Genomic DNA, 19,437 nt, shown 5'->3' with positions numbered 1-19,437 from the left:
GAGAACAGCGCATGAATCGATCAGGCCCCCAACGCCTTGCACTCGGCTGCCTGGCCATGGCCCTCAGTTGGACACCCCTGGCCTTTGCCGCCGGTGTCGATGGGCAACGCATCATCGATGCGGACAAAGAGCCCGGCAACTGGATGAGCCATGGCCGCACGTACGACGAGCAACGCTTCAGCCCCCTCAAGACCATCGACCAGAGCAACGTCAGCCAGCTAGGGCTGGCGTGGAGCTACAAGCTCGACCTGGACCGCGGTGTGGAGGCGACTCCCATCGTGGTCGATGGGGTGATGTACACCACGGGGCCGTTCTCGGTGGTGTACGCGCTGGATGCGCGCAACGGCCAGCTGCTGTGGAAGTACGACCCGCAGTCCGACCGCAACCGTGCGGGCGAGGCCTGCTGCGATGCGGTCAACCGGGGCGTGGCCGTGTGGCAGGGCAAGGTCTACGTCGGTGTGCTCGACGGTCGCCTGGAGGCCATCGACGCCAAGACCGGCAAGCGGGTGTGGTCGGTCGACACCCGCGCCGATACCACGCGCAGCTACACCATCACCGGTGCGCCGCGGGTGGTCAACGGCAAGGTGGTGATTGGCAATGGCGGCGCCGAATTCGGCGTGCGTGGCTATGTGACCGCCTACGACGCCGAGACCGGCCGCCAGGCATGGCGGTTCTACACCGTACCGGGCGACCCGAAGCTACCGCCTGAGGATAAGGCCATGCAGATCGCCAGCAAGACCTGGCACGGGGATGCCTACGTCGAGTGGGGGGGCGGCGGGACAGCCTGGGATTCCTTCGCCTATGACCCGCAGTTGAACCTGCTGTACATCGGCGTGGGCAACGGCGCGATGTGGGACCCCAAATGGCGCAGCCAGGCCAAGGGCGACAACCTGTTCCTGTCCTCGATCGTGGCGGTGAATGCCGATACCGGCGAGTACGCCTGGCACTACCAGACCACGCCCGGCGACGCCTGGGACTTCACGGCCACCCAACACATGATCCTGGCCGAGCTGCCCATCGACGGCAAGCCGCGCAAGGTGCTGATGCAGGCGCCCAAGAATGGCTTCTTCTACGTGCTGGACCGGGAAACCGGCGAGTTGCTGTCGGCCAAGAACATCGTGCCGGTGAACTGGACCAAGGGCATCGACATGAAGACTGGCCGGCCCATCGTCGATGACGAGGCGGCGGCCTACTGGAAGGACGGCAAGCGCAAACTGGTGACCCCGGCGTTCTGGGGGGCGCACGACTGGCACCCGATGTCGTACAACCCGCAGACGGGGCTGGTGTACATCCCGGCCCACATCATGTCCGCCTACTACGAGCACGTGCCCGAAGCGCCCAAGCGCAACCCGTTCAAAAGCGTCTATCAGCTGGGGCTGCGTACCGGCATGATGCCCGAAGGCGCCGAAGGGCTGCTGGACATGGCCAAGACCTGGTCAGGCAAACTGATCGCCTGGGACCCGGTCAAGCAGGCGCCTGCCTGGGAAGTGCCGTACATCACCATCTTCAATGGCGGCACCTTGAGCACGGCCGGCAACCTGGTGTTCGAAGGCAGCGCCGACGGCCGGGTCATTGCCTATGCCGCCGAAACCGGCAAGAAGCTGTGGGAAGCGCCTGCAGCCAGCGGCGTGATGGCCGCACCGATCACCTATGCCGTCGACGGTGAACAATACGTCACCTTCATGGCGGGCTGGGGCGGCGCGTTTTCCACATTCGCTGGGGCACTCTCGTTGCGTGCAGGCGTGCAGCCCTACGCACAGGTGCTGACCTACAAGCTGGGCGGCACGGCCAAGCTGCGCGAGCCGGCCCCGCCTGCCGATGCGCCCAAGCCGCCGCCATTGACGGCCAACGCCGAGACGGTCGCCGCAGGCGCTGCGCTGTACGACGGCAACTGCTCCCAGTGCCACGGCATTCATGCGGTCAGCGGCGGGGTACTGCCGGACCTGCGCAAGCTGAGCGCCGACAAGCACCAGATGTTCCTCGGGATTCTCTACGGCGGCAGGGTGCCCGATGGCATGCCCTCGTTCGCCGACAACCTCAACCCCGAGCAGGTCGAGCAGGTCCATCAGTACCTGATCAAGCGTGCCCACGACTTGCAGGAGGAGGGCGAGGTCTGGAAGCGGTTCAGCGCCCGCCCGGCAAGCTCTTCATCGCTGGCTGACAATGCACCACAGGAGTGAAATGCCCATGAACGATTCGGTCTACCAGAACTTCATCGACAACCGGTTCGAACCCGGTGAAGCCTTGCTTGAGGTCCATAACCCGGCCAACGGCCAGTTGCTCGGTCGCGTGCCTGAGTCCTCGCAGGCTCAGGTCGACCAGGCCGTGAGCGCGGCACGCCGGGCTCAGAAGGCCTGGGCAGCCCGGCCTGCGCAGGAACGCGCGGGCTACCTGCGTGCTATCGCGAGCCGGATACGGGCCAATGCCGACCAGCTGGCCCGGACCATTACCCTGGAAGGCGGCAAGGTCCCGGCTCTGGCCCAGGTGGAAGTCGGCTTCACGGCCGATTATCTGGACTACATGGCCGAGTGGGCGCGGCGCCTGGAAGGTGAGGTGTTGACCAGCGACCGTCAGGCCGAGCATGTGTTTCTCATGCGCAAGCCGGTGGGCGTGGTGGCAGGCATTCTGCCGTGGAACTTCCCGTTCTTCCTGATCGCCCGCAAGATGGCGCCGGCGCTCATCACCGGCAACACCATCGTGGTCAAGCCCAGTGAGGAAACTCCGATCAACTGCTACGCGTTCGCCCGGCTGGTGGCCGAAACCGGCCTGCCACCCGGGGTGTTCAACGTGGTCGGCGGCACAGGCGCCGCCGTGGGCCACGGCCTGTCCAGTCACCCCGGCGTGGATATGGTGAGTTTCACCGGCAGTGTGGCGACCGGTGCACGGATCATGGCAGCGGCGGCGCCGAACATCACCAAGCTGAACTTGGAACTGGGCGGCAAGGCGCCTGCCATCGTGTTGGCCGATGCCGACCTGAACCTGGCAGTGAACGCGATCGTCGCCTCGCGGGTGATCAACACCGGACAGGTGTGCAACTGCGCAGAGCGCGTGTACGTGGCGCGCCAGGTGGCCGATCGGTTCATCGATCAGGTGGCCCAGGCGATGGCCGCCACGCGCTATGGGGACCCATCGTCGCAGGAGGACCTGCACATGGGGCCGCTGATCAACCAGGCCGGCCTGGACAAGGTGGCGCAGATGGTGCGCACCGCCCAGGCCCAGGGCGCGCAGGTGGTCACGGGCGGGCAGGTGGCCGACCTTGGCAGCGGTTTTCATTATCAGCCCACCGTGCTGGCAGGCTGCGCGGGCGACATGGAGATCATGCGCAAGGAAATCTTCGGGCCGGTATTACCGATCCAGGTGGTGGAGGACCTGGACGAAGCCATTGCCCTGGCCAACGACAGCGAGTACGGGCTGACCTCGTCGCTCTATACCCGCGATCTGAACGCCGCGCTCAAGGCATGCCGGGAAATCGACTTTGGCGAGACCTACATCAACCGCGAAAACTTCGAGGCCATGCAAGGCTTCCACGCCGGGGCCCGCAAGTCGGGCATAGGCGGGGCGGACGGTAAGCATGGGCTTTATGAGTACACGCGCACGCAGGTGGTCTACATCCAGGGTTGAAGCTCGGCAGTTGCCAGTGCCCCGCCGTCACGGCAGGGCACTGGGCTCAGTGGCCCTGGCGATTGGGTTGCACGATGCCGTGGCGCCTGATCTTGCGGTACAGCGTGGAGCGCGAGATGCCAGCGGCCTGGGCGGCGGCGCTCATGTTCCACTGGGTACGGCGCAGCAGCGTTAGCAGATGGTCAGCTTCAGCCTCCTCGACCTGCTGCCCAAGCTGCGGCGTTGCGCAGATTGTCCTGCTCGGTTCGACCTGCCCAAGCTGCAACTCGGCGGGCAGGTCGGCCAGTTCGATGCACCCGCCTTCTGCCAGGGCCGCGCCCTGGCGCAGGGCATTGAGCAGTTGGCGAATGTTACCCGGCCAGGAGTAGGCCAGCAGGGCGGCGTGTGCAGATGCTGACAGGTGCAGCCCTGGCGCCAGACGTGCCAGCAGACCCTCGATCACGTGCGCCCGGTCACTGCGCTCGCGCAGCGCCGGCAGCGTGATGCGCATGCCACAGAGCCGGTAGTAGAGGTCCTCGCGGAATTGGTGGGTGGCGATCCTGGCAGTCAGGTCCTGGTGCGTCGCCGATATCACCTGAATATCCAGCCTCACCGGCGTGGCCGCCCCCAGCGCCACCAGCTCCCGTTCCGCCAGCACCCTTAGCAGACGGGTTTGCAGATCAGCCGGCATGTCGCCTATTTCATCGAGAAACAGCGTGCCGCCGTTGGCCTGTTCCAGCTTGCCTTTCATGCCCTTGCGGTCCGCCCCGGTGAAGCTGCCGGGCCGGTAGCCGAACAATTCGCTTTCGATCAGCGCTTCGGGAATGGCAGCGCAATTGAGCGCCACGAAAGGCCGGGCGCTTCGGGCGCTTGCCTGGTGCAGGGCGCGAGCGAACGCTTCCTTGCCGGTGCCGGTTTCACCGCTGAGCAGCAGCGCGATGTCCTTGTCCAGCACCTTGCGCAGGCGCGTGACGGCGTGCTGCAGCTGCGGGTCGCCGCCGGCCAGCTGGTCGAGTGTCGGATGTGCGTTGGCAGAGGCCGCCGGTGCAGTCGAGGCACAAGGGCGATAAGCGCGCGGCACGCGCAGGCCAACCTCAAGGCCCGTGACCTGGCACGCATCGTACAGCTGCGTGCCCCGAGCGCCGCCCTGGGTCAGGGCCAGCAACTGGTCGATGTCGGCACTCAACACCTGCTCGATACGCAGGCCGAGCAGGGCATGGGGGTTGCTGTTGAACGCGGCCCGGTTGGCCCCGACGATACGGCCACCCTCGTCGAGGGCCAGCAGTTGCTCGGCTGCCAGGTCCGCATCGCCGTCGCAGGGCTTGACCGCGAGGGTCAGGCAGTCGCGGTAACGCTGGCGAAAATGCGCGTTTTCGATCAGCCGCGCGTACAGCGTCACCAATTGCAAGGTCAGGTGCTGGGCCTGCTTGGGCCCATCGTTGTACAAGCAGGTCGCGTTCAGGCAACCCAGCAGGTGGTTATGGCTGTCGAAAATCGGCGAGACCGAGCAACTGAGCCGGGCATTGCTGGCCAGGAAATGTTCCTGACGGTGAATGGTCAGCGCCTGTTGTGAGGCCAGCGCGGTGCCGATGCCGTTGGTGCCGGCGATGGACTCGTCCCAGCGCGCCCCCACCACCAGCCCGGACCCGGTGAAGTGCCCGGCGTCGGCAGGCAGGCGGGCATCGAGCGTGACCCCCGCCGCATCGCTGAGCAAAACGGCAAAACCTGCATCCGCTACCCGCCGGGCCAAGCCACTCACCCCCTGGCTGGCGAGGGTCAGGTAGGCCTGGTGCTGGGCTTGCAACTGGCGGATTTCGGCGGCACTGAGCATATTGTCCGTCGGGTGCACACTCGGGTCCAGGCGGTGCTGGGTGACACTGCGGTACCAGGATTCGGCGATCACCGCTTCCGGGACCAGGCCGCGGTGGCCGAAGTGACTGTCGACGAAGGCCGCCAGTTCCGAGGCAGGGTTATGAGCGGGCATGGGCGCTCCACAGTTATTGTTATCAGGGGTGAAGATAACCCTAGCTGATGGCGCGCTACCAGCCCAGACGCACGGCCAGGGACCTCAGTGGATCAGTTCGAGGGCCTCGGCGGTGGTCAGCGGCCGCTTCATGCGTTGTGACAGCTGCATCATGGCTGAGGCATAACCCTTGGCAACCACGGCCTGTACCAGATCCGCCAGGCATTGCAGCGCAATGAAATCCCCGCTTTCCGGGGCGCCGACGAAGGTGATGGCGTCCCACTGCCGAGCGTGGCCGAGCACTTCGAACCGCTGCCCATGGTGATAGGTCCAGAAAAACGGCACGTCGGCGTAGCGGCGCTGCTGGCCCAGCATGTTTGCCGCGGCGATGACGCCGTGTTGCTGCGCCAGCCGCCAGTGTTCGATGCGCACCGATTGGCCGGCGAGTGGGAAGGTGGCCATGTCACCCGCCGCCCATAGGCCTTCGGCCACCTGCATTTCACCGTTGACCGGCACGCCATGGTCGTCGGCCAGCGACACCCCATTGAGAAAAGCCGTGGCCGGGGCTACCCCCGTTCCCAGCAGCACCGCCTGGCAGTCCACGCGCTCGCCGCTGCCAAGCACGACCGCTTCGACCTGATCTACGCCTTCGATCGCCTTCACCTCGGCCGGGCCATGGAAAGTGACGCCCTTGCGCTCGTGCAAGGCACGAATCGCCCGGCCGATGCGCTCGCCCAGCTGCTTGACCAGCGGGACATCGTGCCGTCCGATTACATGGACCTGGGCACCGTATTCGCTCAACGCCGAGGCCGCTTCCAGGCCGATGAAACTGTCGCCCACGATCACGACCGGCTTGCCCGGTTCCACGGCATCGAGCAGTTGCGTCGCGTCCCCGCGCGCGCGCAGCGTGAAGACGCCAGGCAGGTCACGCCCCGGGATATCCGGGCGCTGGGCCTTGGCGCCCGTGGCGAGCAGACAGGCGTCATAGTCAATGCGTTGGCCGTCGGCCATCAGGAGCTGGCGTTTCTGGGCGTTGAGCGAGCGGACCTTGGCGTGCCGACGCTCCAGTTGCCCCATCCGCAGGTCATCAGGCTCCAGCAGCATCGGCACCTCATCCGGGGCCATCTGGCCTGCGAGCACGAATTTGCTCAGGGCCGTGCGGTCGTAGGCCGGCTGGCGCTCCTGGTCGATCCACACCAGGCGGCCGTTGAAGCCATGGCGGAGCAACGTGGCCACGGCGGCACTGCCTGCCGCACCGGCCCCCAGCACCACGAAACACCGCGCATCGCTGTGCCGGGGCGGGCGCGCCTTGGGCAGAGGGCGGTCGTCCACCCACACCTGGTCATCCTTGACCCAGGCCTTGTAGCGGCGCAGGTCGGTCAGGGCAGGGGGCTCGCACACGGCCCCCTCGTCCACGGCGAACGCGGCCTTGTGCCATGGGCAAATCAGCAAGCCGCCGCAGACGCGGCCCTCATCCAGCGGCGCGCCTGCATGAGGGCAGTTGCCCTGAAAAGCACGCACCTGATCGCCCTGACGGACGATGATCAGCTCTTCGCTACCGGCTTCCACGCGCAGGGGGGTGTGTTCATCGAGGTCGGCCAGGCGGGCCACGGCGTGTTCGGTCATGGTGAATTCTCCAAAGGGGGGCCTCTGGAAGGGTTCGACGCCGATTTGCCAGGTCGGGCTGCGTCGAGCTGACGACTGGAGCGCCGTACAGGGAACAAGGGGTGGTCAACCTTGCTCGCACGGGACCGCATGACCCGTGCGAGCAAGCGCCGTTGGCGCGACCGTCAGTCGGCTGTGGCAGGTGCGGGCATAAGGGTACGGGTGGCGCGCAGGGCCACCAGGCTACCCACCACGATCAGCGCCGCCAGGGCGTAGAGGGCAGCGTCGGTCGAACCGGTCTGGTCCTTGATGAACCCGACCAGATAAGGGCTGAGAAAGCCCGCCATTTGGCCGACCGAGTTGATCAGGGCCAGGCCCGCTACGGCCGCACCCGCGCTGAGCAAGGCCGTGGGCATCGGCCAGAACATCGGCAGGCCGGTGAGGGCGCCCATGGTGGCGATGGACAGGCCCAGGATGGCGATCGCCGGAGTAGCCGCGAAATTCACCGCCATCAGCAGGCCCACAGCGCCCATCAGCATCGGCACTACCAAGTGCCAGCGGCGCTCATTGCGAAGGTCCGCCGAGCGCCCGCACAGGATCATGAAAACCCCGGCCAGCAAGTAGGGAATGGCGCTCAACCAGCCAATGAGCAGGGGGTTGTCGAAGCCCATGTTCTTGATGATCGAAGGCAGCCAGAAGTTGATGGCGTACACACCGCTCTGGATGCAGAAGTAGATGAAGCCGAAGGTCCAGATCAGCGGGTTGGCCAGCACGGCCAGAACGCTGTCGCCCGTGGTGGGCGGCTTGCTGTCGGCATCGGCCTGCAGATCGGCGGCGATCAGCCGGCGTTCATCATCGCTCAGCCAGGCCGCTTTCTGGTAGCCATCGCTGAGCAGGAACACCGCCAGCACGCCGAGCGCAACGGTCGGCAGCCCTTGAATCAGGAACATCCATTGCCAGCCGGCAAGGCCATGTTGCCCGGCTGCAAAATGCTCGAGGATCCAGCCGGAGAACGGGCTGCCCAACAGGCCCGAGACCGGGATCGCGGACATGAACAAGGCCATGATGCGGCCACGGCGCGCACCGGGGAACCAGCGCGAGAGGTACAGCACCACGCCTGGGAAGAAGCCTGCCTCGGCGGCACCTGTGAGCAGGCGCAGGGCATAGAACTCGGTGGGGGTCGTCACGAACAGCAGACAGGTGGACAAGCTGCCCCAGGCAATCATCATCAAGGCGATCCAGCGCCGTGGGCCGAAGCGGTTGAGCGCCAGATTGCTCGGAAGGCCGCACAGGACGTAGCCGATGAAGAAGATACCGGCACCGAGGCCGTAGACGGTTTCGCTGAACTTGAGCGCGTCGAGCATCTGCAGCTTGGCGAAGCCGACGTTGACGCGGTCGAGGTAGTTGAACAGGTAGCAGATGAAAATGAACGGAATCAGCCGCAAGGTGATGCGCCGGTACAGCGCATTGCGGGTGGTGTCCGTGCCTTGGTCAGGGGCGGGGCTGTGTGCCATGATCGGGTTCTCTGTTGTTATGGTTGTCACCGCGTCGCCTGTTCCGGCGCTCGCCTGAACGAGTCTCGGGGACGGCGGCGTGGCTGTCTTTGTGCTTTTGCACAGGCCATGGGCCTTGCTGCTGTGCCCGAGCCCAACCGCACGCCCCCAAGGACCGTTGAATGTTCGAACTCGACCACGACCTGGCACAGGATATCGTAGACCGCGCCATGGCCATTCTGCCCTGCAACGTCAACGTCATGGACAGCCAGGGCCTGATCCTGGGCAGCGGCGAGCCGGAGCGTATCAACACACGGCACGAAGGCGCCCAGCTGGTGCTCGCCAATGGCCGCAACGTGGAGCTCGACCAGGAGGCGGCACGCTGCCTGAAGGGGGTGCAGCCGGGGGTGAACCTGCCGCTGATGCTCGACGACCGCCTGATGGGCGTCTTGGGGCTGACGGGTGATCCGCAGCAGGTTCGGGTGTATGCCGAGCTGGTGCGCATGACCGCCGAAATGCTGCTGGCCCAACGTCACCTGCAGGCCGATCAGCAGTGGCGCAAGCAGCGCTGCGACGATTTGCTGGCCTTGCTGCTGGGCGGGACCGGCGACGCCTCACGGCTGCTGGACGAGGCACGCCAACTGGGCCTGAAACCGCAGCTACCACGCATTCCCTGCCTGTTCGAGTTGGCCAGCGGGCCCGATGCCGAAGCGCTGGCAGGCTGGCTGATGAGCCGCTACCCCGACAGTTGGTGCGTGAGCCCAGCGCGCCACTCGCTGCTGTGGTGTCGCCCGGCAGGCGTGGCGCTGGAGGTATCACGGCTGGTCGAGCGCATCGAGCGGCACGGTTGGGCGGTGGAGCGCTCGGCCATGGGTACCGCCGCGCAGGGTCTTGAGCAGCTGCGCCGCGGCTACCGGCGTGTGCGCGACCTGCTGGCCTATGGGCGTGAGGTGGTGCCCCAGGAACGGCTGCTGAGCTTGCAGCGCTATCGCCTGCCAGCCTTGCTCTGGCGCCATCGCAACGATGAGGCGCTGGACGAACTGCTCGAGCCGTTGCTGCGCATTCAGGCCCGCGACAGCAGTGGGCAATTGCTGGCTACGCTGCGCGCCTGGTGTGCCCATGATGGTCAGAGCCAGGCGTGTGCCGAGGCGCTGGGTATTCACCGCAACAGCCTACGTTACAGGCTTGAACGCATCGCCGAGCTGGGCGAGGTGGACCCCATGCGCCTGGAGGGCATGCTCAGTTTGTACCTGGGGCTGCAGTTGCTGCCCATCCGATAGCCATAGCCGGCTGGGCACTGTCGCCTGGCGCTGGCATCTGCCCAAACAATCCGTCGGGCGGTTTGTGCATTTGACCGACGCCGCTTCGCGGGCCAGCTGTCAGCATGCCGCTACCCGGACAGGAGAATCATCATGAAGATCGTCATCGCGCCTGACTCGTTCAAGGACAGCCTCGAGGCGGCAGACGTGGCGCGCGCCATCGCTGCTGGCCTGGCCGAAGCACTGCCCGACGCCCAGTTGATCGAGTGCCCCATGGCCGACGGTGGCGAAGGCACGATGCAGGCCATTCTTGCCGCCAGCGACGGCGAGCTGCGCCGGCTTACCGTGCGCGGCCCCTTGGGCACAGCTGTGGCGGCGGGCTGGGGCTGGCTGCCCCAGAGCCGCACCGCAATCATCGAAATGGCGCAGGCCAGCGGCCTGCAACAGGTGCCCACCGGTCAGCGCGACGCCTGCCGCAGTTGCACCTGGGGCACCGGTGAGCTGGTCGCCGCGGCGCTCGACGCCGGCGCGCAGCGCGTCGTGCTGGCGATCGGCGGCAGTGCCACCAATGATGCGGGCAGTGGCATGCTGCGCGCCTTGGGCCTGCGACTGCTGGATGCAGACAATCAGCCACTGGCCGAGGGTGGCCTTGCCCTGGCCGGCCTGGCGCGGATCGATGCCAGCGGGCTGGACCCGCGCCTGGCGCACGTAAATTTCGAAGTGGCGGCTGATGTGGACAACCCGCTGTGCGGCCCCCAGGGCGCATCGGCCATCTTCGGGCCGCAGAAGGGGGCCAGCCCGCAACAGGTTCAGGCCCTCGACCAGGCGCTCGGTCACTTCGCCGACCACTGCGCCCGCTTGCTGGGCCAGGATGTGCGTGATTACCCAGGCTGCGGCGCCGCCGGGGGCATGGGCTTTGCGGCCAGGGCCTTCATGGGTGCCCAGTTCCGGGCCGGCGTGGAAGTGGTGGCCGAACTGGCCGGCCTGCAAGCCCATGTCAGGGACGCGGACCTGGTGGTGACCGGGGAGGGCCGTTTTGATGCCCAGACCCTGCGCGGCAAGACGCCGATGGGGGTGGCCCGGGTCGCCAAGCGTCATGGCGTGCCGGTGGTCGTGCTGGCGGGCATGCTCGGCGAGGGCTATCAGCAGCTGTACGCCCATGGGGTAGATGCCGCCTTTGCGCTGGTGGACGGTCCCATGACGTTGGAACAGGCCTGCCGCGACACCTCCCGCCTGCTGCAAGCCCGCGCCTGTGACATCGGTCGGCTCTGGGCCTGGGTCAAGCGCGTCTGAGCAGATGAAGCGCGCAGCTCAGGGTGCCAGCACCGGCAGGGGTGTGCTGGGCAACACGGCCAGGTCGCCGAAACGCTGCGTCGAATCGATGTAGCGCAGCGCCGACTTGGCGTCCTTCCAGCCTACGTAGCTCATGAGCGACTTGAGCTCCCAGCCATTGGCGCTGGCCCAGGTGGCGAAGCCGCGACGCAGGGAGTGACCGGTATACAGCGCAGCTGGCACCTGGGCGCGGGCCAACATGCGCCGCAGCAGGCCCACCAGGCTGTTGCTGTTGAGCGGCTGGTCACCGAGATTGCCCCAGCGGTCGAGCTTGCGGAACACCGGACCGTGGGCGATGCCGGCCACCTGCAGCCATTGCAGGTAGGCCGTTACCGGGCATAGGGCCTTCAGGGCCGGGGTGCGGTGCTGCACGCCAAGTGCCTCGCGGTCGCCTTTGCTGCGCGGCACAAACAGCGTGATGCCCACGCCCGCTTCGGCCTGTATGTGCTCGACCCGCAAGCGCGCCAGTTCATCGCCGCGAAAGCCACGCCAGAACCCCAACAGCAGCAGCGCCGTGTCGCGCCGGGCGCGGCGCAGCCCGGCCATGTCGTGGTTCGCCTGGGCTTGGCGGGCTTCCTCCTCGAAGCAGGTCACGGCCGTTTGCACATGTTGCAGCAGCAATGGCGCTGCCTGCCTGGGCGGGGTGGGATGCAGCGTGCGGATGCCGCGCAGGACCTGGCGCACCACTGGTGCTTTGGTGGGGTCGGGGAAGCCTTGGCTGATGTGCCACTGGCTGAGGGCCGCCAGGCGCTGGCGCAGGGTACTGACCGCATGCTGCTGGGCGTGGTCGGCCAGGTACCGGGCGATGCTTTCGGCAGTGGCCGGCAGAAAACCGCCCCATTGCGTCTCGAAATGATCCACCGCCGCCTGGTAGCTGCGGCGGGTGTTGTCACGCGTGGCGGCGCGCAGGTAGCGCTCGATATCGGTCATGGTGCGGGCGTCGGCGGATGGATGCAGTGGTGCCACCTTAAACCTTGAGGCCTGTCGGTACCAAGGGTTTGCCAGGGTTTGCACGCTCTTCTTCGCTTCAGTGCAACGCGGCCAGGGGCTGCGCCTGATGCTTGAACGGCACGTAGTCACGCAGCTGCGCGGCGGACAGGGGCCGGCTGAAATGATAGCCCTGAGCAACGTCGCACCCCGCCAGGCGCAGGCACACGACCTGCTCGCGGGTTTCCACGCCTTCGGCCACCACCACCAGGCCCAGGCGTTTGGCCAGGATGATGGTGGAGGCCACGATGGGGCTGTCGTCCGGACTGTTGGACAGCGAGGCGATCAAGGATCGATCAATCTTCAGTTTGCTCAGAGGCAGTGCATGCAGATGGGCGAAGCCTGCGTAGCCTCGGCCAAAGTCGTCCAGGCTGATCCCGATGCCTGCCTGGCGCAGCCGGTGTAGATGCGCGATCGCCGGGCCCTCAGGGTCGAGGATGGTGGTTTCGGTGATCTCAAGCTCCAGATGCTCGGGGGCAATGCCGTGCTCGCTCAGTTGGTCGAGCAGGCGCACAGTGAAGTCAGGCTGACGCAACTGCAAGGCAGACACGTTGACGGCCAGGCGGACCTGGCGGCTTTCCCTGTGCCAGGCCGACAAGGCCTCGCAGGCCAGGCGAAGGACTTCCCAGCCCAACTCGACAATGAAGCCGCTGCGTTCGGCCAGAGCGATGAAACGGTCGGGGTAGAGCAGGCCGAACTCGGGATGCTGCCAACGTACAAGCGCTTCAAAGCCTGCGACCTTGTGGTCATCAAGGCCGATCTGCGGCTGGTAGTGCAAGACGAATTGCCTGCCTGCCAGTGCAGCGCCAAACGCCTGCTCCAAGGAAAATGCCTGGATGTCGGCCACGTTCAGGGAGGGGTCGAAATAGCGGTACTGCGCGCGGCCGGCCTGCTTGGCCGAATACATGGCCGCATCGGCGCTGCGCACCAGGCTGTCGATGTCCTGGCCATCGCGCGGGCAGATGCTGACCCCGATACTGGGACTGGTGTTGACCTCTTGTCCTTCCAGGGCATACGTGGCAGAAAGCCTGCGGGCCAGTTCGCGTACCCAAGCATCGATCTGCTCCTCGCTGCGCTCGCCTGCGAGCAGTACGACGAACTCATCGCCGCCAAAGCGCGAGGCTTCATCGCCCGGTTCGAGCAAGCGCTGGATACGGCCGGCCACAGCCTGCAGCAACAGGTCACCGACTTTATGGCCCAGCGAATCATTGATGGACTTGAAACGGTCCATGTCGATGAAGAGGATGGCCACCAGTTGCCGCCTGCCACGCTGATGGACGAGCGCGGCACCTGCCACTTCGACGAATTGACGGCGGTTGTGCAGGCCGCTGAGATGATCGGTAGCGGCGGCATGACTGCTGCGCCGGTGTGCATCTTCCAGGCGCCCAATCAGTTGCTGGTTGATCTGCTGGGCGTGTTCCAGCGCCGTGAAGGCTTCCTGGCGCTTGCGCAGCAGGCGCAGGGTCCAGGCCAGGCTGGCCAGGATCATCAGTGTCATGCCCAGTGTCAGCCAGAACTGCCGGGCACAGGCCGCGTCGATGGGCCCGGTGATCTCGTTCTCGCGCTGGCTGATGACAAGGGTAAAACCGTGCTCGGGCCGATGCCTGAAGACGCTCTGGTAAGGATCACCTTCCAAGTACTGGGTCAGCACGCCCGCAGGGGTGCCATCGGTTGGCAGTGCCGGCTGCAAGGCAGGTGTGATCGGCAACAAGCCGCGATTACCGAGGCGCAGGCGTTCCGTCCCGTCGGCCTGCAACACACTCACGCGGGTAGAATCGCCCAGATCCACCTGTTGCAGCAATTGCGCCAAGGGGTGGGCGGCAAGCTGCACTGCAACCAACGTATCGCATCCCTCGGGCTGCTCAGGCACGGGCATGAGGACCGGGGAGGAGGTCGCACACGCTGTGCCCTCGGCAGCGGCGTGCGCACGCTCGAGCCATTGGCTGACGTTTTCGGCGAGCACGTTGGCCAGCCGCTGATGTTCGTTGCCACGGTTGGTCAGAGCATCCTGGCGAGCGGTTGCTTTCTGAGCAACATGCACCCCCCACAGAAAGGTCAGCGTAGCAGCGCACAGCAGCAGGATCAGCAGCCTGAGCAAGGTCGCCGAGGAAAGTGAACGTCGTATCAATTGCAGTGTTTCCCGGCCTTGTGTGAGGCCCGGACATTACGGCAGCAACATGACAGCGCCATGACTGGTGGCAAATAGCCTGTAGTGATGGCTGAACCAAAGATGACAGCGGCGGGTCAAGTCGGGTATACCTTGCCGCTACCAAGGGGAGCCCGATAACGGGCTGAGAAACCGCTGAGCCAGGTGCAGCGCGGTGACCCTTCGAACCTGATCCGGATAATGCCGGCGAAGGGATGGGGTGCTATACCGCCTGCCTTCCCGCCGGTCTCAAGGCGAGACCCGATTCATGACCATTGCCCAGGTCTCGCTGTCACCCTCACCAAGGACAGCGCCATGACCGAAGGTTTCACCCAGACCCTGCGCCGCCAGAGCGAGACGACATGGGCCGCCGCCACCGGCCATCGTTTCGTGATCCAACTGTGTGACGGCAGCCTGCCTGATCCCATCATGGTCGACTACCTGGTCCAGGATCATCGCTTCCTGGACAGCTTCCTGATGTTGCTGGGCGCCGCCATCGCCACGGCCGACACCTTCGAGGCGCGCCTGCGCCTGGGGCGATTCGCGGGCATGATCAGCAGCGAGGAGAACACTTACTTCCTGCGGGCGTTCCAGGCGCTGGGTGTCAGCCCGGCGCAGCGTGATGAGCCGATGGACACGGTGCCCACGGCGGCGTTCAAAGCCATCATGCGCGAAGCGGCTGCCACCCGCTCGTACGCCGCCGCGCTGGCAGTGCTGAGCGTCGCCGAAGGCCTTTACCTGGACTGGGCGCTGCGCGCGCCCAAACCCCTGCCGTCGCGTTTCATCCACGCTGAATGGATCACCTTGCACGACAATCCGGATTTCCAGGCGTTCGTGGCGTTCCTGCACGCCGAACTGGACCGCGTCGGCCCTCTGCATGCCGCGGTGGCGCAGGACTTTCACCAGCGCACCGTCGCGTTGGAGTTGGCCTTCTTCGACGCCATCTACCCGGAGGCGGAATGAACATGGACATCTTTGATCGGCTCAAGCAGGCCGCTGCACCGCAGTGGCGCGGTTACGTCGACCATGCCTTCGTGCAGCAGATGGGCGATGGCACGTTGAGCGAAGCCGCTTTTCGGTCCTATCTGGTGCAGGACTATCTCTTCCTCATTCAGTTTGCCCGCGCCTGGGCGTTGGCGGCGTACAAGAGCAGGCGACCGGCCGATATCCGTGCCGCACAGGCGGGGCTGGCGGCGATCCTCGACGAAACCGACCTGCACGTGCGTCTATGCGCACGCTGGGGGCTGAGCCAGGCTGACATCGAGGCGGCCCCCGAGCACCCGGCCACCGTGGCGTACACCCGGTATGTACTGGACTGCGGTGCCGCTGGCGACTTGCTGGAGTTGCACGTGGCGCTGGCGCCCTGCGTGATCGGCTACGCCGAGATCGGGCAGTCCCTGGCCGCACGCATCGGCAATCTGAACGCGCATCCCTATCGCGAGTGGATCGGCGAATACGCCGGTGCCGGCTACCAGGCCGTCGCAGCAGCTGCACGCACGCACCTGGATTCGTTGGCGGCGCGCAGCATGACGGATCAGCGGTTTGCCGAACTGGCCGCGATCTTTGCCCAGGCCTCGGGGCTGGAGGCCGATTTCTGGCAGATGGGGCTGGACATGGCGTGACTGGGCAGCCGCATGCCTGGATCGCCACTATCCCCGTGTGCTGTTGGCTGGCAAGCTGTAGTGGAAAAGGGGGCACGCGGATGATCGCCGCAACTGGCCCGCAGCGCTCGAAGACGATCCAGGACGAGGAAGGACAGCATGAACATCATCAACGCACGGCTGCGTGGCAAGCCTGGCCTGTACCGCATCGAACTGGCCGGTCAGCGCATTGGCGCGATCACTGCGCAGAACGAGGGTGTGCTGCCCGTGGCCGGCGCCGATCTGGATGCCGCCCAGAACCTGGTGGTCCCCCCTTTCGTCGAGCCGCACATCCACCTCGACGCGACCCTGACGGCCGGGCAGCCTGAGTGGAACATGAGCGGCACGCTGTTCGAGGGGATCGAGCGCTGGGCCCAGCGCAAGCAGAGCACCACCCATGAGGACATCAAGACCCGGGCCAAGACCACCCTCGACATGCTGGTCGATCACGGCATCCAGCATGTGCGCACCCATGTAGATGTAACCGAGCCGGGCCTGGTGGCACTCAAGGCCATGGTCGAGGTGCGCGATGAAGTGCGTGATCTGGTCGACTTGCAGATCGTTGCCTTTCCCCAGGAGGGTATCGAATCGTACCCCGATGGCCGCGCATTGATGACCGAGGCGGTGGCCATCGGCGCCGATGTGGTGGGCGGCATTCCCCATTTCGAGAACACCCGTGAACAGGGTGTGGCGTCGATCCAGTTCCTGATGGATTTGGCAGAACGCACCGGCTGCCTGGTGGACGTGCACTGCGACGAGACGGACGATCCGCAGTCACGGTTCCTGGAAGTACTGGCCGAACACGCTCGGGTTCGGCAGATGGGGGCGAGGGTGACCGCCAGCCACACGGTGGCCATGGGTTCGTACGACAATGCCTACTGCTCGAAGCTGTTTCGGCTGTTGAAGCTGTCCGGCATCAACTTCGTGTCATGCCCTACCGAGAGCATTCATCTGCAAGGGCGCTTTGATACCTATCCGAAGCGCCGTGGGGTCACCCGTGTCGCCGAACTCGACCGTGCTGGCATGAACGTGTGCTTCGGCCAGGACTCGATCGTCGATCCGTGGTACCCCCTGGGCAACGGCAATATCCTGCGCGTGCTCGAGGCGGGCCTGCACATTTGCCACATGCTGGGCTATCAGGACCTGCAGCGCTGCCTGGACCTGATCACCGACAACAGTGCCCGCGCCTTGAACCTGGGTGAGCGCTATGGCATCGAGACCGGTCGCCCTGCGAACCTGCTGCTGCTCTCGGCCCCGGACGACTACGAGATGGTGCGCAGCCAGGGCCACGCGCTGGTGTCGGTGCGCAACGGAAAAGTACTGATGCGGCGCCGGCCTGCGCAGGTACAACGCGAGTTCTGAATCCGGCGCTTTCAGGCGCCGATGGCCGCCAGCACACAATCGGCGATCTGCGCATCCTGAACGGCAACGCCGGTCAGGTCAGCCAACGTGATCTGGTCGTCGGACTCCCGGCCATGGGCTCGGCTTGCCAGCAGCGCGCCAAGTTCGACCAGTTGGTTTGCGGTCACCAGGCCTTTGCCGATCGCATGGGACACTTCGCCATATTGGGCGCACTGGGTGATCGAGTCGACGACCAAGCGGTCGGCCCTGGCGACCAGCCCAGGGTCCAGCTCTTGCTTGCCAGGGCCATCCGCACCGACAGCGGTGATGTGAGTGCCCGGTTGTATCCAGTGCGCCTGCAACAGCGGCTCGCGCGAAGGTGTGGCGCTGACGATGAGGTTGGCAAGGCCCGCCAGTTCCGCGGCGTCGTGTGTACTGCGCACGGTAAAACCAAGATCCCGCGCCATCGTCACGTAAGCGCCTAGTCCTTCGGCGTGACGCCCCCAGACGATCACCTGGCGGCAGTCGGTGACGCTGCGCAACTGCTCCAATTGCATGCTGGCCTGCATGCCTGTGCCCAGGATGCCGATGGCCTTGACCTGTGAGGGCGCGAGCAGCCGGGCCGCGATCCGTCCCGCCAGTGCCGTGCGCATCGCCGTGAGCCAGCCTTGGTCCTGGAGCAGGGCCAGCGGCTGGCCGGTGTGGGCCGAGAACACCATCATCAGCCCGTCGTTGCTGGGCAAACCGTTGGACGGGTTGTCATAAAAGCCGGTGGACACCTTGACGGTAAAGGTGGGGCTGCCCACTTTGTAGGCAGACTTGATGCAGCAATCCCCGTTGGTCTCGGCGAAGGTAAACGCCTGCACAGGCGGTACCTGAACGTTGCCAGCGGAATAGGCGATAAAGCCCTCTTCGATGGCGCTGAGCGCCCGCTCGGTGTCGAGGCTCGCGAGGATCTGAGGCTTGGTGATCAGCTTCATTTGACGGCCTCAAGGAAGGTATCCAGGGCAATGTTCCGCCCACACAGCACCACAGCTACGCGTTTGCCTTGGTACCGGTCCGCGCATTTTTTCATGGCGGCCACTGCGACAGCTGCCGCGCCTTCGATGATCCACCGCTCGCTGCTGGCGATGTCGCGCATGGCGGCGCGTATTTGCGCTTCGCTGACCAATACAGTATCGGTGAGCAAGGCCTGGCACAGGGGCAGGGTGATGGCGCCTGGCTCGACGCCGCCTGCCGTGCCGTCGGACAGCGTGGGACTGGCAGGTACGTCGATGATCCTGCCGGCCTTGAGCGACTGCTCAAGGGCCGGGTCGTTCTCGGGCCAGCAGCCGATGATGTCGACACCCGGTGCCAGGGTACGCAGGGCAGCGCCAATGCCGGCGATCATGCCGCCACCACCCACCGCGACGAATACGGCGTCCAGGTCTGGCGCCTGCTCGAACAGTTCCATGCCGATGGTGCCCTGGCCGGCGATCACCTGCAGATCGTTGTAGGGCGATATGAAGGGCACGCCCTTGGCCTGGGCTTGCCTGGCCGCTTCCAGCTCCGCGCTCAAGGGATCGGTCGGCAGGCAGATCACTTCAGCGCCGAGGTTACGCATGGCTTCGACCTTATAGGTTGACGCCGTAGTGGTGGTGTAAAGGGTCACCGGAACCCCGGCGGTTTTGCCGGCCAGGGCCAGCGCCTGGCCATGGTTGCCAGACGAGGCGGCGATGACGCCATGCTCACGTGCACTCACAGGCAAAAGCCTGACTTTATTGCTGGCCCCGCGAAACTTGAATGAACCGGTAGGTTGCAGGTGTTCGCACTTGAGCCATACGTCCACGCCGGTGGTTGCTGACAGGTGCTGGCTGCGCGTCAGCGGGGTTGTGCGTACGGCTGGCCGCAAAGCGGCATGAGCGTGCTTGATCGCCTCGAACAGAGCGTTGAGGTCGGGTTCGCAGACGGTTGGCGGTGCAAGGTCAGACATGGCGCATAAGGCTCCGTATGGAATTAGTGTCTACGGTAGACGTATTGTCCATGCTCGTGCAAACACTTCTTTCAGCCTGGGTCAGTCCTGGCGCTCAAA

Annotated in this window: 14 protein-coding genes and 1 riboswitch; of the genes, 7 read left to right on the top strand and 7 right to left on the bottom strand. The window is 65.6% G+C overall.

The genetic code is table 11. From position 1 onward, the window contains the following. The first annotated feature begins 56 nt into the window (after positions 1–56). Complete coding sequence (locus tag B2J77_RS11055; RefSeq protein WP_228385189.1) at positions 57–2,180, top strand: PQQ-dependent dehydrogenase, methanol/ethanol family; 2,124 nt, start codon at positions 57–59, stop codon at positions 2,178–2,180. Between the two features lie 7 nt (positions 2,181–2,187). Next, positions 2,188–3,621, top strand: a complete 1,434-nt coding sequence (gene aldA / locus B2J77_RS11050) for an aldehyde dehydrogenase (protein WP_078479422.1) — start codon at positions 2,188–2,190, stop codon at positions 3,619–3,621. A gap of 46 nt (positions 3,622–3,667) precedes the next feature. On the opposite strand, the gene B2J77_RS11045 is transcribed toward aldA, so the two are convergent. The 3 genes from B2J77_RS11045 to B2J77_RS11035 form a co-directional block, all read right to left on the bottom strand. Beyond that, complete coding sequence (locus tag B2J77_RS11045) at positions 3,668–5,584, bottom strand: sigma-54-dependent Fis family transcriptional regulator (protein ID WP_078478644.1); 1,917 nt, start codon at positions 5,582–5,584, stop codon at positions 3,668–3,670. An 84-nt stretch (positions 5,585–5,668) separates the two neighbouring features. Further along, complete coding sequence (locus tag B2J77_RS11040) at positions 5,669–7,189, bottom strand: FAD-dependent oxidoreductase (protein WP_078478643.1); 1,521 nt, start codon at positions 7,187–7,189, stop codon at positions 5,669–5,671. A 164-nt stretch (positions 7,190–7,353) separates the two neighbouring features. Continuing rightward, complete coding sequence (locus tag B2J77_RS11035) at positions 7,354–8,682, bottom strand: MFS transporter (RefSeq protein ID WP_078478642.1); 1,329 nt, start codon at positions 8,680–8,682, stop codon at positions 7,354–7,356. Between the two features lie 161 nt (positions 8,683–8,843). Between B2J77_RS11035 and B2J77_RS11030 the strand changes: the two genes are divergently transcribed. Both B2J77_RS11030 and B2J77_RS11025 read left to right on the top strand, forming a co-directional pair. Then, positions 8,844–9,941: a sugar diacid recognition domain-containing protein gene (locus B2J77_RS11030; RefSeq protein ID WP_078478641.1), complete on the top strand. Its 1,098-nt coding sequence runs from the start codon at positions 8,844–8,846 to the stop codon at positions 9,939–9,941. Positions 9,942–10,073: 132 nt separating this feature from the next. Further along, a complete protein-coding gene (locus B2J77_RS11025; protein ID WP_078478640.1) occupies positions 10,074–11,213 on the top strand; it encodes a glycerate kinase in 1,140 nt (379 codons plus the stop codon). 18 nt (positions 11,214–11,231) lie between these two features. Here B2J77_RS11025 and B2J77_RS11020 read toward each other — a convergent pair whose 3' ends face one another. Together B2J77_RS11020 and B2J77_RS11015 are read right to left on the bottom strand one after the other, a co-directional pair. Then, a complete protein-coding gene (locus B2J77_RS11020; protein WP_153302505.1) occupies positions 11,232–12,218 on the bottom strand; it encodes a site-specific integrase in 987 nt (328 codons plus the stop codon). A 61-nt stretch (positions 12,219–12,279) separates the two neighbouring features. Then, positions 12,280–14,367 (bottom strand): putative bifunctional diguanylate cyclase/phosphodiesterase, encoded by a 2,088-nt coding sequence (locus B2J77_RS11015; RefSeq protein WP_078478638.1) that lies wholly within the window; start codon positions 14,365–14,367, stop codon positions 12,280–12,282. Positions 14,368–14,501: 134 nt separating this feature from the next. After that, positions 14,502–14,618, top strand: a riboswitch (TPP riboswitch). Between the two features lie 82 nt (positions 14,619–14,700). On the opposite strand from B2J77_RS11015, the gene B2J77_RS11010 reads away from it, so the two are divergent. The 3 genes from B2J77_RS11010 (at position 14,701) to codA (ending at position 17,387) form a co-directional block, all read left to right on the top strand. Beyond that, positions 14,701–15,348 (top strand): TenA family protein, encoded by a 648-nt coding sequence (locus tag B2J77_RS11010; protein WP_078478637.1) that lies wholly within the window; start codon positions 14,701–14,703, stop codon positions 15,346–15,348. After that, positions 15,345–16,007, top strand: coding sequence for a thiaminase II (gene tenA, locus B2J77_RS11005; protein WP_078478636.1), 663 nt, complete (start codon positions 15,345–15,347; stop codon positions 16,005–16,007). Before B2J77_RS11010 ends, tenA begins: the two co-directional genes overlap by 4 nt. A 138-nt stretch (positions 16,008–16,145) precedes the next feature. Next, positions 16,146–17,387 carry a cytosine deaminase gene (gene codA, locus B2J77_RS11000; protein ID WP_058639257.1) on the top strand — a complete coding sequence of 414 codons (1,242 nt, stop codon included), beginning with the start codon at positions 16,146–16,148 and terminating at the stop codon, positions 17,385–17,387. Between the two features lie 11 nt (positions 17,388–17,398). On the opposite strand, the gene B2J77_RS10995 is transcribed toward codA, so the two are convergent. After that, positions 17,399–18,346: an ornithine cyclodeaminase family protein gene (locus B2J77_RS10995; RefSeq protein ID WP_058639258.1), complete on the bottom strand. Its 948-nt coding sequence runs from the start codon at positions 18,344–18,346 to the stop codon at positions 17,399–17,401. After that, positions 18,343–19,338 carry a threonine/serine dehydratase gene (locus B2J77_RS10990; RefSeq protein WP_078478635.1) on the bottom strand — a complete coding sequence of 332 codons (996 nt, stop codon included), beginning with the start codon at positions 19,336–19,338 and terminating at the stop codon, positions 18,343–18,345. Before B2J77_RS10990 ends, B2J77_RS10995 begins: the two co-directional genes overlap by 4 nt. Positions 19,339–19,437 lie beyond the last annotated feature (99 nt).

The sequence above is a fragment of the Pseudomonas parafulva genome (genome assembly GCF_002021815.1).
Lineage (GTDB): Bacteria > Pseudomonadota > Gammaproteobacteria > Pseudomonadales > Pseudomonadaceae > Aquipseudomonas > Aquipseudomonas parafulva_B.
The sequence above is the reverse complement of the archived record's forward strand: the minus strand, read 5'-3'. Positions and strand labels throughout refer to the sequence as shown.

Excerpts from the sequence above, each read along its gene's own strand:
- B2J77_RS11055 (WP_228385189.1), top strand. The coding sequence starts at position 57 with ATGGCCCTCAGTTGGACACCCCTGGCCTTTGCCGCCGGTGTCGATGGG.
- aldA (WP_078479422.1), top strand. The coding sequence starts at position 2,188 with ATGAACGATTCGGTCTACCAGAACTTCATCGACAACCGGTTCGAACCC.
- B2J77_RS11045 (WP_078478644.1), bottom strand. The coding sequence starts at position 5,584 with ATGCCCGCTCATAACCCTGCCTCGGAACTGGCGGCCTTCGTCGACAGT.
- B2J77_RS11040 (WP_078478643.1), bottom strand. The coding sequence starts at position 7,189 with ATGACCGAACACGCCGTGGCCCGCCTGGCCGACCTCGATGAACACACC.
- B2J77_RS11035 (WP_078478642.1), bottom strand. The coding sequence starts at position 8,682 with ATGGCACACAGCCCCGCCCCTGACCAAGGCACGGACACCACCCGCAAT.
- B2J77_RS11030 (WP_078478641.1), top strand. The coding sequence starts at position 8,844 with ATGTTCGAACTCGACCACGACCTGGCACAGGATATCGTAGACCGCGCC.
- B2J77_RS11025 (WP_078478640.1), top strand. The coding sequence starts at position 10,074 with ATGAAGATCGTCATCGCGCCTGACTCGTTCAAGGACAGCCTCGAGGCG.
- B2J77_RS11010 (WP_078478637.1), top strand. The coding sequence starts at position 14,701 with ATGACCGAAGGTTTCACCCAGACCCTGCGCCGCCAGAGCGAGACGACA.
- tenA (WP_078478636.1), top strand. The coding sequence starts at position 15,345 with ATGAACATGGACATCTTTGATCGGCTCAAGCAGGCCGCTGCACCGCAG.
- codA (WP_058639257.1), top strand. The coding sequence starts at position 16,146 with ATGAACATCATCAACGCACGGCTGCGTGGCAAGCCTGGCCTGTACCGC.
- B2J77_RS10995 (WP_058639258.1), bottom strand. The coding sequence starts at position 18,346 with ATGAAGCTGATCACCAAGCCTCAGATCCTCGCGAGCCTCGACACCGAG.
- B2J77_RS10990 (WP_078478635.1), bottom strand. The coding sequence starts at position 19,338 with ATGTCTGACCTTGCACCGCCAACCGTCTGCGAACCCGACCTCAACGCT.